This window comes from Streptomyces sp. NPDC051913, from assembly GCF_044593635.1.
Lineage (GTDB): Bacteria > Actinomycetota > Actinomycetes > Streptomycetales > Streptomycetaceae > Streptomyces.
Genome location: NZ_JBIUCI010000003.1, coordinates 509,921 through 522,550 on the forward strand (window position 1 = coordinate 509,921; position 12,630 = coordinate 522,550).

The 12,630-nt window shown below is 72.3% G+C and carries 15 protein-coding genes and 1 tRNA gene; 7 read left to right on the forward strand and 9 right to left on the reverse strand.

Annotated features, from left to right (window positions below):
- Positions 1 to 8 precede the first annotated feature (8 nt).
- From ACIHIX_RS11365 to ACIHIX_RS11375, 3 genes are read right to left on the reverse strand one after another with little or no spacing between them, the layout of a single operon-like run.
- Positions 9 to 770, reverse strand: a complete 762-nt coding sequence (locus ACIHIX_RS11365; RefSeq protein ID WP_399953166.1) for a TrmH family RNA methyltransferase — start codon at positions 768 to 770, stop codon at positions 9 to 11.
- Positions 767 to 1,963: an HTTM domain-containing protein gene (locus tag ACIHIX_RS11370; protein ID WP_399953169.1), complete on the reverse strand. Its 1,197-nt coding sequence runs from the start codon at positions 1,961 to 1,963 to the stop codon at positions 767 to 769. The genes ACIHIX_RS11365 and ACIHIX_RS11370 overlap by 4 nt, the downstream gene beginning before the upstream one ends.
- On the reverse strand, positions 1,960 to 2,730 hold the full coding sequence (locus ACIHIX_RS11375; RefSeq protein ID WP_399953172.1) for a DUF5819 family protein: 771 nt from the start codon (positions 2,728 to 2,730) through the stop codon (positions 1,960 to 1,962). The genes ACIHIX_RS11370 and ACIHIX_RS11375 overlap by 4 nt, the downstream gene beginning before the upstream one ends.
- A gap of 268 nt (positions 2,731 to 2,998) precedes the next feature.
- Between ACIHIX_RS11375 and paaA the strand changes: the two genes are divergently transcribed.
- The 6 genes from paaA (at position 2,999) to ACIHIX_RS11405 (ending at position 7,803) form a co-directional block, all read left to right on the forward strand.
- Positions 2,999 to 3,985 carry a 1,2-phenylacetyl-CoA epoxidase subunit PaaA gene (paaA, locus tag ACIHIX_RS11380; RefSeq protein WP_399953175.1) on the forward strand — a complete coding sequence of 329 codons (987 nt, stop codon included), beginning with the start codon at positions 2,999 to 3,001 and terminating at the stop codon, positions 3,983 to 3,985.
- On the forward strand, positions 3,982 to 4,269 hold the full coding sequence (gene paaB, locus ACIHIX_RS11385; RefSeq protein WP_329337005.1) for a 1,2-phenylacetyl-CoA epoxidase subunit PaaB: 288 nt from the start codon (positions 3,982 to 3,984) through the stop codon (positions 4,267 to 4,269). Before paaA ends, paaB begins: the two co-directional genes overlap by 4 nt.
- A complete protein-coding gene (paaC, locus tag ACIHIX_RS11390) occupies positions 4,266 to 5,000 on the forward strand; it encodes a 1,2-phenylacetyl-CoA epoxidase subunit PaaC (protein WP_399953180.1) in 735 nt (244 codons plus the stop codon). The genes paaB and paaC overlap by 4 nt, the downstream gene beginning before the upstream one ends.
- A complete protein-coding gene (gene paaD / locus ACIHIX_RS11395; RefSeq protein WP_399953183.1) occupies positions 4,994 to 5,515 on the forward strand; it encodes a 1,2-phenylacetyl-CoA epoxidase subunit PaaD in 522 nt (173 codons plus the stop codon). The genes paaC and paaD overlap by 7 nt, the downstream gene beginning before the upstream one ends.
- Positions 5,515 to 6,573 (forward strand): 2Fe-2S iron-sulfur cluster-binding protein, encoded by a 1,059-nt coding sequence (locus ACIHIX_RS11400; RefSeq protein WP_399953186.1) that lies wholly within the window; start codon positions 5,515 to 5,517, stop codon positions 6,571 to 6,573. The genes paaD and ACIHIX_RS11400 overlap by 1 nt, the downstream gene beginning before the upstream one ends.
- A 96-nt stretch (positions 6,574 to 6,669) precedes the next feature.
- Entirely contained in the window at positions 6,670 to 7,803 is a 1,134-nt protein-coding gene (locus ACIHIX_RS11405) for an acyl-CoA dehydrogenase family protein (RefSeq protein ID WP_399953190.1), read from the forward strand.
- 23 nt (positions 7,804 to 7,826) lie between these two features.
- Here ACIHIX_RS11405 and ACIHIX_RS11410 read toward each other — a convergent pair whose 3' ends face one another.
- The 5 genes from ACIHIX_RS11410 to ACIHIX_RS11430 form a co-directional block, all read right to left on the reverse strand.
- Entirely contained in the window at positions 7,827 to 8,174 is a 348-nt protein-coding gene (locus ACIHIX_RS11410) for a rhodanese-like domain-containing protein (protein WP_399953193.1), read from the reverse strand.
- Between the two features lie 92 nt (positions 8,175 to 8,266).
- Positions 8,267 to 9,112, reverse strand: a complete 846-nt coding sequence (locus ACIHIX_RS11415) for a J domain-containing protein (protein WP_399953196.1) — start codon at positions 9,110 to 9,112, stop codon at positions 8,267 to 8,269.
- Between the two features lie 49 nt (positions 9,113 to 9,161).
- Entirely contained in the window at positions 9,162 to 9,635 is a 474-nt protein-coding gene (locus ACIHIX_RS11420; protein ID WP_399953199.1) for a hypothetical protein, read from the reverse strand.
- 19 nt (positions 9,636 to 9,654) lie between these two features.
- Positions 9,655 to 11,061: a DUF2252 domain-containing protein gene (locus ACIHIX_RS11425; protein WP_399953202.1), complete on the reverse strand. Its 1,407-nt coding sequence runs from the start codon at positions 11,059 to 11,061 to the stop codon at positions 9,655 to 9,657.
- A 203-nt stretch (positions 11,062 to 11,264) separates the two neighbouring features.
- Positions 11,265 to 11,627: a winged helix-turn-helix transcriptional regulator gene (locus tag ACIHIX_RS11430; protein WP_399953205.1), complete on the reverse strand. Its 363-nt coding sequence runs from the start codon at positions 11,625 to 11,627 to the stop codon at positions 11,265 to 11,267.
- Positions 11,628 to 11,759: 132 nt separating this feature from the next.
- On the opposite strand from ACIHIX_RS11430, the gene ACIHIX_RS11435 reads away from it, so the two are divergent.
- Positions 11,760 to 12,413: an FMN-dependent NADH-azoreductase gene (locus tag ACIHIX_RS11435; protein WP_399953208.1), complete on the forward strand. Its 654-nt coding sequence runs from the start codon at positions 11,760 to 11,762 to the stop codon at positions 12,411 to 12,413.
- Positions 12,414 to 12,499: 86 nt separating this feature from the next.
- Here ACIHIX_RS11435 and ACIHIX_RS11440 read toward each other — a convergent pair.
- Positions 12,500 to 12,586: transfer RNA gene (locus tag ACIHIX_RS11440), tRNA-Leu, on the reverse strand.
- Between the last annotated feature and the right edge of the window lie 44 nt (positions 12,587 to 12,630).

Below are 12,630 nucleotides of genomic sequence, written 5' to 3' on the forward strand. Positions count from 1 at the left end.
CGCCTGCCCTAGAAGTCCGCCGTGAGGCTCCAGTGGTACAGCGTCATCCCCACGCTCGTCGCGAGGTTGTAGCTGGAGACCTGGGGCCTCATGGGCAGCGCCACCAGATGGTCGGTGCGGGCGCGCAGCTCGGCGGAGAGCCCACTGCGCTCCGAGCCGAACGCGAGGACGGCGTCGTCCGGAAGCTTCACGCCCCGGATGTCGTCGCCCTCCGGGTCAAGGGCGAAGAGCGGGCCCGGGGGCAGCTCCTCGACCGCCACCCGCTCCACCGCCGTCGCGAAGTGCAGCCCCGCGCCCCCGCGCACCACCGTCGGATGCCAGGGGTCGAGCGTGCCCGTGGTGATCACACCGGTCGCCCTGAATCCCGCCGCCAGCCGGATCACGGCTCCCGCGTTGCCGAGGTTGCGCGGGTTGTCGAGGACCACCACGGGCGCGGGACGGGGGACGCGCGCCAGCGCCGCCAGGTTCGCCGCGCGGGACGGCCGTACCGCCAGGGCGGCCACGCCGGTCGGATGCGGGCGAGGCACGAGCTTCTCGTACGCCCCCTGCGCCACCTCCGTCAGCAGCGGCTCCAGCGTCTCGCGCACGTCGGCGGCCAGGTCGGCGGCGAGGGCGAGCGTGGCCGCACGGTCGGTGGTGACCGCCACCGGCACCTCGGCCCCGAAGCGCAGCGCGTGCTTGAGGGCGTGGAAGCCGTCGAGCAGGACGGCGGAGTCGGCGAGCCGGTGCCAGACGGACACAGAGCCTGCGGGGTCGGCGGGGTCGGTCATGCCGTGAAGCCTACGTGCGGCTCCTCGGCGCTCTCGGGGGCGCGGGGCTGCGGCAGCGTCGTCCGGCCCCGCCCGGCCGTGAGGCGCTCACGCGCGCGTGCCGCCCAGCCGCCCAGCCGGCGCAGGAACGGCGTCGGCAGGAACACGGCGTCGGCGGCGATCATCGCGAGTGAGAAGAACGGCAGCCCGAGGACGACGGCGATCACGGCGTGCTCGGTCATCATGGCCGCCAGCAGGACGTTCTTGACCCGCCGGTTGAACAGCGTGAACGGGAAGGCGACCTGCACGACGACGGTGCCGTACGTGATGAGCAGCACCATCGTGGAGTTGGCGGCCAGCGCGTCCGCGAGGCCGGGCCAGGGGGAGAAGTAGTCCAGGTGCAGCGGGTAGTAGACGGCGGTGCCGTCCTGCCAGCGGGAGCCCTGGATCTTGTACCAGCCCGCGGTGGCGTAGATCAGACAGGCCTCGGCCATGATCACGAGCAGGGCGCCGTTGTGCACGAGGTTGGTGACGACCTCCAGCAGGATGCGGGGCTGATCGGTCCGCGCCAGCCGTCCGACCGCCCACCACACGCCCAGCGACAGCCAGAGCGCCCACAGCAGCGAGGGGACGAACGGGTCGCCCTCGAAGAGCCTGCCGGCGCCCGTCGCCGCGATCAGCACCAGCCCGAGCACCACCCACAGGACGGGCCCGACCCGGTCCGGGACGTGCTCCCCACGCGTGCGTGCCCGGCGCTCGTCCAGCGACCACACCTGGCCGCAGCGGGTGAACACCAGGTAGAGGCACATCAGGTGCAGGACGTTGTCACCGCCGTCGCCCATGAAGATGCTGCGGTTCTGCAGCGAGAGCACGCCGACCATGAAGAGCACGGACATCGTGCGGGTGCGCCAGCCCACCAGCAGCAGGGCGCTGGAGAACACGGCGAGGGCGTAGACGAGCTCGAACCAGACCTGTCCGTCGGACCACATCAGCGCGGTGAACGCGCCGTTGCCGGCGATCAGCTGCTCGGCGAGGTCCCAGCTCCACGGGCCGTCGGGGCCGTACAGCTCACCGCGGTGCGGCAGCTCGCGCAGCAGGAAGAGCAGCCAGGTGGCGCTGAAGCCGATGCGGACCACGGCGGCCTGGTACGGGCCGAGGGCCGACTCGGTGACCCGGGCGATGGCCCGGGAGAGTGCCAGGGAGAGCCGGTTCATCGCTCGCCTCCCACCTGGTCGGCCCGCGTGACCGACCACCAGGGCAGTTCGCGGTGGACGGGCTTGTCGGAGACCTGTTCCTGGCTCCACTCGGGCGGCCGCACGTTCGTGGACACGGACCGGACCTGCACCCGCTCGACGCTCCCGCCGGGCCCCGCAGCGTCGTCCCGGTCAAGGCGCATGACCACGATCCGGCGCAGATACGTCTCCGACAGTGCGCCGCGCAGCCCCACGGGCCGGTTGTCGGTGCCGTGGGTGGCGGAGAAGAAGTCCCAGGCCCGGCGCAGCTCGTTCTGCTGGGTGTGGCTGGGCAGCAGATTGCCGTCGATGGCCCGGCCGTCCTCGGCGGACAGGTCGTACCAGTCGGTGGTCCGGACGGTGCCGTCCGCGGCCAGGATCTGGGCGCGCACCTGGACGGCGATGTTCTGCTGGAGCGGGTTCGGCGCGAACAGCTTCCAGTTCTGCTCGAACTCCGGGTAGATCCAGTCGTCGATCGCCCTGCCGTGCTGCTTGGTGACCGCGTTCGCGGGCGCGACGTGCAGGAACGTCATCCCGAGGTGCACGCAGACGGTGACCGCCACGATCGCCAGGGCCAGCGCGGCACCGATCTGGTAGCGGAGGGACAGCGCGGCGACGCCGGTGCGGGGGTCGGCGGGCGCGGGCGGGGGGTGCGGCAACAGCAAGGGGGCCGGTTCGGCGGGAGGCACGGGGGCACGCGGCTCGTCGGCCCCCTGCCGGGCCTCCGAGCCTGTGTCGTACGTGTCCATTCCGCCCCGTTTCCCGATGTCCGGTCCCTGCCCCGGCCGCCCGTGTCGCCGCGCCGCACGGCACTCGCAGGCGAACGGTACTCAGGCCCGCCCGCCGGGCACAGCCCATCGGCCGACCCGAGTCGCTCGGCCCCTGTCGTCCACAGGGACCCCGGCAGGTTATCCACAGCGGTTGACACCTTACGGCGCCCGGCACACCATGGATGCGACGAACCGAACGATCGGTCGGGAGCAGGTTCCGGGCAGCGACCGGGGTCGAGGGGGCCACATGGCAACAGCAGCACAGGCGTACGACAGGACGGACGCCGCCGGTCAGGACGGGTACGAGCGCGCCTTCGACGCCGCCGTGGCCGCCGACGAGCGCATCGAGCCGCGTGACTGGATGCCGGACGCCTACCGCGCGACGCTGGTCCGCCAGATCGCCCAGCACGCCCACTCCGAGATCATCGGCATGCAGCCGGAGGCCAACTGGATCACGCGCGCGCCGAGCCTGCGCCGCAAGGCCATCCTGATGGCCAAGGTCCAGGACGAGGCCGGGCACGGCCTGTACCTCTACAGCGCCGCCGAGACCCTCGGCACCGGCCGTGACGAGCTGCTCGACAAGCTCCACTCCGGCCGCCAGAAGTACTCCTCGATCTTCAACTACCCGACCCTGACCTGGGCGGACGTCGGCGCGATCGGCTGGCTCGTGGACGGCGCCGCGATCACCAACCAGGTCCCCCTGTGCCGCTGCTCCTACGGCCCCTACGCGCGCGCGATGGTGCGTATCTGCAAGGAGGAGTCGTTCCACCAGCGCCAGGGCTACGAGCTGCTGCTGGCACTCAGCAAGGGCACACCCGAGCAGCACGCGATGGCGCAGGACGCGGTGGACCGCTGGTGGTGGCCGTCGCTGATGATGTTCGGCCCGCCCGACGACGAGTCGGCGCACTCCGCGCAGTCGATGGCCTGGAAGATCAAGCGGCACTCCAACGACGAGCTGCGCCAGCGCTTCGTCGACATCTGCGTCCCGCAGGCCGAGTCGCTCGGCCTCACCCTCCCCGACCCGGACCTGAAGTGGAACGAGGAACGGGGACAGCACGACTTCGGCCCGATCGACTGGACCGAGTTCAAGAACGTCCTCAAGGGCAACGGCCCTTGCAACGAACAACGGATCACCCAGCGCAGGCGGGCCCACGAAGAGGGCGCCTGGGTACGGGAGGCGGCAGCGGCCTACGCCGCCAAGCACGGCACCGGGACGGGAGAGCAGCAGGCATGACGAACACCGACTGGCCCCTGTGGGAGGTCTTCGTGCGCTCACGCCGCGGCCTCTCGCACACCCACGCCGGCAGCCTGCACGCCCCGGACGCGGAACTCGCCCTGCGCAACGCCCGCGACCTGTACACCCGGCGCGGCGAGGGCGTCTCGATCTGGGTCGTCCCGTCGACCGCGATCACCGCGTCCTCCCCGGACGAGAAGGACCCCTTCTTCGAACCGGCCGCCGACAAGCCGTACCGCCATCCCACGTTCTACGAGATCCCGGACGGGGTGAAGCACCTGTGACCGCCGATGTGACCCTCGACGCGATCCCGCACGCCGCCGCCCTGGCCCTCGGTGACGACGCGCTGATCCTCTCCCACCGCCTCGGCGAATGGGCGGGCCACGCACCCGTGCTGGAGGAGGAGGTCGCCCTCGCCAACATCGCCCTGGACCTGCTCGGCCAGGCCCGCCTGCTGCTGTCGATGGTCGGCGACGAGGACGAACTGGCGTATCTGCGCGAGGAGCGCGCCTTCCGCAACCTCCAGTTGGTGGAGCAGTCGAACGGCGACTTCGCCCACACCATCGCCCGCCAGCTGTACTTCTCCACCTACCAGCACCTGCTGTACGCCGAACTGGCCTGCGGAGAGGGCCCGTTCGCGCCGCTCGCCGCGAAGGCCGTCAAGGAGGTCGCCTACCACCGCGACCACGCCGAGCAGTGGACCCTGCGGCTCGGCGACGGCACCGAGGAGAGCCGGGAGCGCATGCGGCGGGCGTGCGACGCGCTGTGGCGGTTCACCGGCGAGATGTTCCGGCCCCTGGAAGGCCTCGACGTCGACGGGACGGCCCTGGACGCGGCGTGGCTCGCCTCCGTCACGGCCGTCCTCGGCCGCGCCGGCCTGACGGTCCCCGACGGACCGCGCACGGGCGCGTGGACGGCCGGTGCGGGCCGACAGGGCCTGCACACCGAGTCCTTCGGACGGATGCTCGCCGAGATGCAGCACCTGCACCGCAGCCACCCGGGGGCGTCATGGTGACCGCGACCCCGCTGGAGGCGGAACTCCTGGAGATCGCCGGCGCGGTCCCCGACCCCGAACTGCCGGTGCTCACCCTCCAGGAGCTCGGCGTCGTCCGCGCGGTCCACGCTCACGGCACCGACTCCGTCGAGGTCGAACTCACCCCCACCTACACCGGCTGCCCGGCCATCGAGGCGATGTCCCTCGACATAGAGCGAGCCCTGCACGCCCACGGCATCCAGGACGTCACCGTCCGCACGGTGCTCGCGCCCGCCTGGTCGACGGACGACATCACCCCCGAAGGCCGCCGCAAACTCCAGGAGTTCGGCATAGCGCCCCCGCGCGTGCAGCGGACGCCGGGCCCGGTTCCCCTGTCCCTGGGCACCACCCGCACCCTCACCGCGCCGCCCGTCCACTGCCCGCACTGCGGCTCCGCCGACACCGATCTGCTCAGCCGCTTCTCCTCCACCGCGTGCAAGGCGCTGCGCCGCTGCCTCGCCTGCCGTGAACCGTTCGACCACTTCAAGGAGTTGTGATGGCCCGCTTCCACGCGCTCCCGGTGGCGGCGGTCGACCGGCTCACCGACGACTCCGTCGCCCTCACCTTCACCGTGCCGCCGGAACTCGCCGAGGAGTACCGCCACGCCGCGGGCCAGCACCTCGCCCTGAGGCGCCGGGCCGACGGCACGGAGATCCGCCGCACCTACTCGATCTGCTCCCCGGCCCCGGACGACGAGGCTCCCCGTCAACTCCGCGTCGGCGTAAGGCTGGTGGAGGGCGGCGCGTTCTCGACGTACGCGCTCAAGGAGATCAACGTCGGCGACGAGGTGGAGGTGATGACCCCGGCGGGCCGCTTCACGCTCGCCCCCGCGCCCGGCCTGTACGCCGCGGTCGTCGGCGGCAGCGGCATCACCCCGGTGCTGTCGATCGCCTCGACGCTGCTGGCGCGTGAGCCGAAGGCCCGGTTCTGCCTGATCCGCAGCGACCGCACGGCCGCCTCGACGATGTTCCTGGACGAGGTCGCCGACCTGAAGGACCGCTACCCCGAGCGGCTCCAGTTGGTGACGGTGCTGTCCCGGGAGGAGCAGCAGGCCGGCCTGCCGTCCGGGCGGCTCGACCGGGAGCGGCTGACCGGACTGTTGCCCGCGCTGCTGCCGGTGGCCGATGTGGCGGGCTGGTTCCTGTGCGGGCCGTTCGGTCTGGTGCAGGGCGCGGAGCGGGCCCTCAAGGAGCTCGGTGTCCCGCGCGCCCGGATCCATGAGGAGATCTTCCACGTCGACGCGGGCGCCCCCGCCGCACCGACGGCTCCCGCGCCCGCGCACAGCACGGTCACCGCCCGCCTCGACGGCCGCGGCGGCACCTGGCCCGTCCAGGACGGCGAGTCCCTCCTGGAGGCGGTCCTGCGCAACCGCCCCGACGCCCCCTACGCCTGCAAGGGCGGGGTGTGCGGCACCTGCCGGGCCTTCCTCGTCGCCGGTGAGGTCCGCATGGACCGCAACTTCGCGCTGGAGCCGGAGGAGACGGAGGCCGGCTATGTGCTGGCCTGCCAGTCCCGTCCGGCGACGGAGAAGGTGGAGCTGGACTTCGACCGGTAGCCGTAAGGGCGGACGGCGCCGCCCCGTTCCCTTCTTCTAGAACCTGTTCTATCTTGACGCACCGTCAGACCAGTGGCCGTCGGGAGGACAGGGACCGTGGACTTCACCTTCACCGAGGAGCAGCAGGCGGCGGCCGAGGCGGCACGCGGGGTGTTCGCCGGGGTCGCACCGGACGCGGTTCCCAGTCCCGCGCTCGCCGTGGGCGCCGTCGCCGACACCTTCGACCGCGCGCTGTGGAAGAAGCTCGCGGACGCGGACCTGCTCAGCCTGCTGCCGGACGCCGAGCACGGCGGGGCGGGCCTGGACGCCGTCGCCCTGTGCCTGGTGCTGAGCGAGTCGGCGAGGGTGCTGGCCCGGGTGCCGCTGCTGGAGAGCAGCGCCGCCATGGCCGCCGTACAGGCCTACGGCAGCGAGGAGTTGAAGTCCGCCTTGCTGGAGCGGGCGGGCCGCGGTGAGGTGGTCCTCACGGTCGCCGCGAGCGGCCGCACCGGCCACGACCCGGCCGAACTCGCCGTGACCGCACGGCAGGAGGACGCCGAGTGGATCCTGGACGGACTCCAGACAGCGGTGCCTTGGGCGTACGACGCCGACCTCGTCGCCGTACCCGCGCACACCGCGTCGGGTCACACGGTGCTCGCACTGGTGGCGCCGGGGAGCGAGGGGGTGGCCCTCGCCGAGCAGTTCTCCACGACGGGGGAGCGGCTGGGCGAACTGCGCCTGGAGTCGGCGCGGATCCCGGCGCGAGACGTCCTCGACGCGGACGGCGCCTGGGAGTCGCTGCGCCGGCTGCTGACCGTCGGCACCTGTGCGCTGGCGCTCGGGCTCGGGCGCCAGGTGCTGCGGATGACCAGCGAATACACGGGCAAGCGGGAGCAGTTCGGGTTCCCGGTCGCGACGTTCCAGGCGGTCGCCGTGCAGGCCGCCGACCGCTACATCGACCTGAAGGCCATGGAGGCCGCCCTGTGGCAGGCCGCCTGGCGGCTGGGCTCCGGCACGCCCGGGACGCTGCCCGTCTCCGCCGAGGTGGCCGTCGCCAAGATCTGGGCCGCGGACGGCGTACGACGGGTCGTGCAGACGGCACAGCATCTGCACGGCGGCTTCGGCGCCGACGTCGACTACCCGCTGCACCGCTACCACGCCTGGGCCAAGCATCTGGAGCTGTCCCTCGGCCCGGCCGCGGCCCACGAGGAAGCCCTCGGCGACCTGCTGGCGGCCCACCCCCTGGGCTGACGCGGCCCCGGGGCCCGGGTCGGCTACAGGACGAAGGCGGGCGAGCCGTTGTCCGTCACCATCGGCCGGCCCGCGCCTTCCCAGGCCAGCATGCCGCCGTCGATGTTCACCGCGTCGATGCCCTGCTGCACCAGGTACTGCGTGACCTGCGCGGAACGGCCGCCGACGCGGCACATCACATAGGCGCGCCGCCCCTCGGCCACCGCCTCGGTGACCTCGCCGAAGCGGGCCACGAAGCCGCTCATGGGGACGTGCAGAGCGCCCTCGACATGCCCGGCGGCCCATTCGTCGGCCTCACGGACGTCCAGGACGAGGGCGTCGGCCGGCACACCGGCGACATCGACCGTGGGCAAAGCAGCTCCGAAACTCATGAGCCCGAGGCTACCTGAGCGCTCCCGTCCCCCAGCCGCCCCGCCCGCCCGTCTCCGATGCCGGGCCACGCCGGGTGCACCGCCCACGCCGGCTACTGCCCCCGCAGCTCCACCAGCTCCCGCTCCCGGTCGGCTACCTGCGTCAGCAGCTGCTCGGCGATCTCCTCCAGGAGCCGGTCGGGGTCGTCCGGGGCGAGACGCAGCATCGCGCCGATCGCGCTCTCCTCCAGCTCCCGGGCGACGACGGTCAGCAGTTCCTTGCGCTGCGCGAGCCATTCGAGGCGGGCGTAGAGCTCCTCGCTCTCCGACGGCTGCTGCTCGGGCGGCTTGGGGCCGGCCGCCCACTCCTCGGCGAGCTCCCGCAGCAGCGGCTCGTCGCCTCGGCCGTAGGCGGCATTCACGCGGGTGATGAACTCCTCGCGCCGGGCCCGCTCGGTCTCGTCCTGGGCCAGGTCGGGGTGGGCCTTGCGGGCCAGCTCGCGGTAGAGCTTGCGGGCCTCGTCGCTGGGCCGCACCCGCTGCGGGGGCCGCACCTGCTGGTCCGTGAGCATCGCCGCGGCCTCCGGGAACAGCCCGTCGCCGTCCATCCAGCCGTGGAACAGCTCCTCCACGGCCGGCATCGGCATCACCCGGGCCCGGGCCTCGTCCGCCTTGCGCCGGTCCTCGGGGTCACCGCTGCGGGCGGCCCTGATCTCGGCGATCTCCGCGTCCAGCTCATCGAGCCGGGTGTACATCGGCCCGAGCTTCTGGTGGTGCAGCCGGGAGAAGTTCTCGACCTCGATCCGGAAGGTCTCCACCGCGATCTCGAACTCGATCAGCGCCTGCTCCGCGGCCCGCACGGCCCGCTCCAGCCGCTCCTCGGGCCGCGCCGCACCGTCCTCGGGCACCGCCCGCGTCCCGCCGGCGACACCACCCTGCTCAGCTTCCGGGGTCGTCACCCGACCAGCGTAGGCCACGCCCGCAGCGACGCTCCCGCCACGGCGTACGTCAGCCCCCACGCGCGTCCGGACAATCCGCCGGCACCCACCGCGCCACCAGATCCCGGCACACGACGACCAGCGTCCCCGGCCGGCACGCCATCTCATGAGTGCAGCCGTTCTCGTGCGGCAGCACCTCGTCGAGGATCACGTCGCCCAGCGCGGCCACGTCACAGACGTCCAGGACGTCCACCTGGAACCGCGAGACACCCACATACCGCACGAGCAGGTCCTCGTCGTGTTTCCAGCAGTTGTGCCGGAAGCGGATCTCGATCTCCCCGTCCCCGATGCGCCGCACCCGCTCCGGCCCGAGGTCCTTCACACACCGCTTGCCGGAGAAGTCGTAGTGCCCCGGGTCGGTGGCGAAGGCGCGGGCTCCCGGCGGAAGGTCATCCGCCAGCTCGGGCAGCCGCGCGAGGTAGGGCCGCGGATCGATGATGCCGGTGACGTCCCCGTCCCGCCCGTCGAGATCGACGTACTTCATCACCGGCCCCCGAAGCCCCTCAGACCCCCATCTCCGCGGCGATCCGCCCCGACCGCACCGCCGCCACCAGCTCCGCGTGGTCCGCCTCCGTGCGGTCGGCGTAGGTGACGGCGAAGGTCGCCATCGCCTCGTCCAGTTCCTCGTTCTTGCCGCAGTACCCGGCGACGAGGCGCGGGTCGGCGCTGTGGGAGTGGGCGCGGGCCAGGAGGGCGCCGGTCATCCGGCCGTAGTCGTCTATCTGGTCGGCGGCGAGCGCGGCGGGGTCGACGCTGCCCTTGCGGTTGCGGAACTGCCGTACCTGGAAGGGGTGGCCCTCGACCGTCGTCCAGCCCAGCAGGATGTCGCTGACGACCTGCATGCGCTTCTGCCCGAGCACCACCCGGCGGCCCTCGTGCCCCTCGGCGGGCGCCTCGAAACCGGCGGTCACCAGGTGCGGCAGCAGCGCCGAGGGGCGGGCCTCCTTCACCTGGAGGACCAGGGGTTCGCCGCGGTGGTCGAGGAGCAGGACGACGTAGGAGCGGGTGCCCACACTGCCCGTGCCGACGACGCGGAACGCCACGTCGTGCACCGCGTGCCGGGCCAGCAGTGGCAGGCGGTCCTCGGAGAGCGTGGCCAGGTACTCCTCCAGGGCGCCGGCGACGGCCGCGGCCTCCGCGTCCGGCACCCGCCGCAGCACCGGCGCGGCGTCCACGAAGCGGCGCCCGCCGTCCTCGGTCGGCTCGGTCGACTTCGCCGCGAACCGCCCGCTGGTGTTGGCCCGCGCCTTCTCCGAGACCCGTTCCAGCGTGCCGACCAGGTCGTGGGCGTCGCTGTGGGAGACCAGTTCCTCGTCCGCGATGGCGTTCCACGCGTCCAGCGCCGGGAGCTTGGCGAGCAGCCGCATGGTGCGGCGGTAGGAGCCCACCGCGCCGTGCGCCGCCTGACGGCAGGTGTCCTCGTCGGCGCCCGCCTCCCGGCCCGCGAGCACCAGCGAGGCGGCGAGCCGCTTGAGGTCCCACTCCCAGGGGCCCGGCACCGTCTCGTCGAAGTCGTTGAGGTCGATGACGAGGTCGCCGCGCGCGTCCCCGTACAGACCGAAGTTGGCCGCGTGGGCGTCGCCGCAGATCTGGGCGACGATCCGGGTCATGGGGGTGCGTGCCAGGTCGTACGCCATCAGACCGGCCGAGCCGCGCAGGAAGGCGAAGGGCGTGGCCGCCATCCGTCCGACACGTATCGGGGTGAGTTCGGGCAGGCGCCCGCGGCTGGACTCCTCGACCGCGCTGACCGCGTCGGGACGGGATCCGTCCAGGTCGAGCGCGGCATGCGCGCCGCGCGGGATCCTCGCCCGCAGCGACTTGCCCTCGTCCTTGGGCGAACCCTGCGCGGGCCACGCCGCGAAACCCTGTGCGCGGGGCAGTCTGCGCCCCGCCTCCGTGGCAACCCGCACGGCAGTTTCCGCACCGACCTCGGTCACACCGACCGCCTCCCCCGAACACGCACGCGCCCGAACATCAACTCGTGCAGACCGTACAGCCGGTGGCCGAAACGCGTCAGACCCTGTGGACAACTCCACAGCTGTGGAAAATTCACGCCGCCGCCCTCACAGCCATCCGCACCGAGCGGCGCTCGGCAACCGGCCCGGGCCCGACCTCAGCAACCGCCCCCCGGTCCGACCTCCGGCAGATACCGCTCCGCCCACCGCCCCAGCTCCGCGAACGCCGGCTCCAGCGCCGCCCCCGCCTCCGTCAGCCGGTACGACACCCGCAGCGGCGGCCCCTCGTCGACCTCACGCACCACGAGTCCCGCGGCGGCGAGCTCGGTGAGGCGGTCGGACAGCATCCGTTCGCTGATGCCGGGGATCGCCCGGCGCAGATCGACGAAGTACGCGGGTCCCGGGGTGAGGACGGCCACGATCGGCCCGGTCCAGCGCTTCCCCAGGAGTTGGAAGACGCGGGTGATCCCGTCGTCGACCCGTTTGCACGCCTCCGTGCCGTGACTCCGCTCACCCGCCATGTCCCCAGGGTACTGCCCTCACCGTAGGGAGGTGAAAAAAAGTAAGTCCCTGTGTTATTCATAGTCGAGTATGAATTACTAGCCGCTTACGACTTGCCGCTCACGGCTCGCTTCCCCTGCTTGGAGACCCTCATGGCCACGCTGCTCCACATCGACTCCTCCGTGTTCCCGCACGGCGCCTCCGCCTCCCGCACCGTCACGGACGCCTTCCGCAGGACCTGGCAGGAGCAGCACCCGCAGGGCACGGTCATCTACCGCGACCTCTCCGCCGACCCCGTGCCGCACATCACCGCCGACGCCCACACCGCCGGCTTCTCCGATCCGACGTCGCACACCCCCGAGCAGGCCGCCGCCTTCGCCGCACGCCTGCGGCTGATCGAGGAGCTGGAGGGGGCGGACGCGGTGCTGATAGGCGCCCCGATGTACAACTTCGCGATCCCCTCGACCCTGAAGGCCTGGCTGGACAACGTGATGCTGGCGGGCCGCACGTTCATGGCGGAGGACTCGAGGATCAAGGGCACCCCCGTCACCGTCGTGGCCAGCCGCGGCGGCTCCTACGCGCCCGGCACCCCGCGCGAGGGCTACGAGTACGTGCAGAACTACCTTCAGGCGGTGCTCGCCGACTCCCTCGCCCTGGACCTCGACTTCATCGTCCCGGAGCTGACCATGGCCCCGCAGAACCCGGCGATGACCGAACTGGTCCCCCTCTACGAGACCTCCCGCGAGCGCGCCCTCCAGGACGCGGAGACCAAGGCGAAGGCCGTCGCCGAACGCCTGGCCGCCTAGGTTCAGATCATGTGATTGTCCTCACCACGAAACGCGGCCGAGGACAACGAGAAAGCCCCCAGGTCCGAGACCTGGGGGCTTTCATCTGGTGCGCGAGGGGGGAGTTGAACCCCCACGCCCTTGCGGGCACTGGAACCTGAATCCAGCGCGTCTGCCTATTCCGCCACCCGCGCATTGGGTGTGTCCTCGGGCCCTGCTCCCTTTCGGGCCTGGCGCC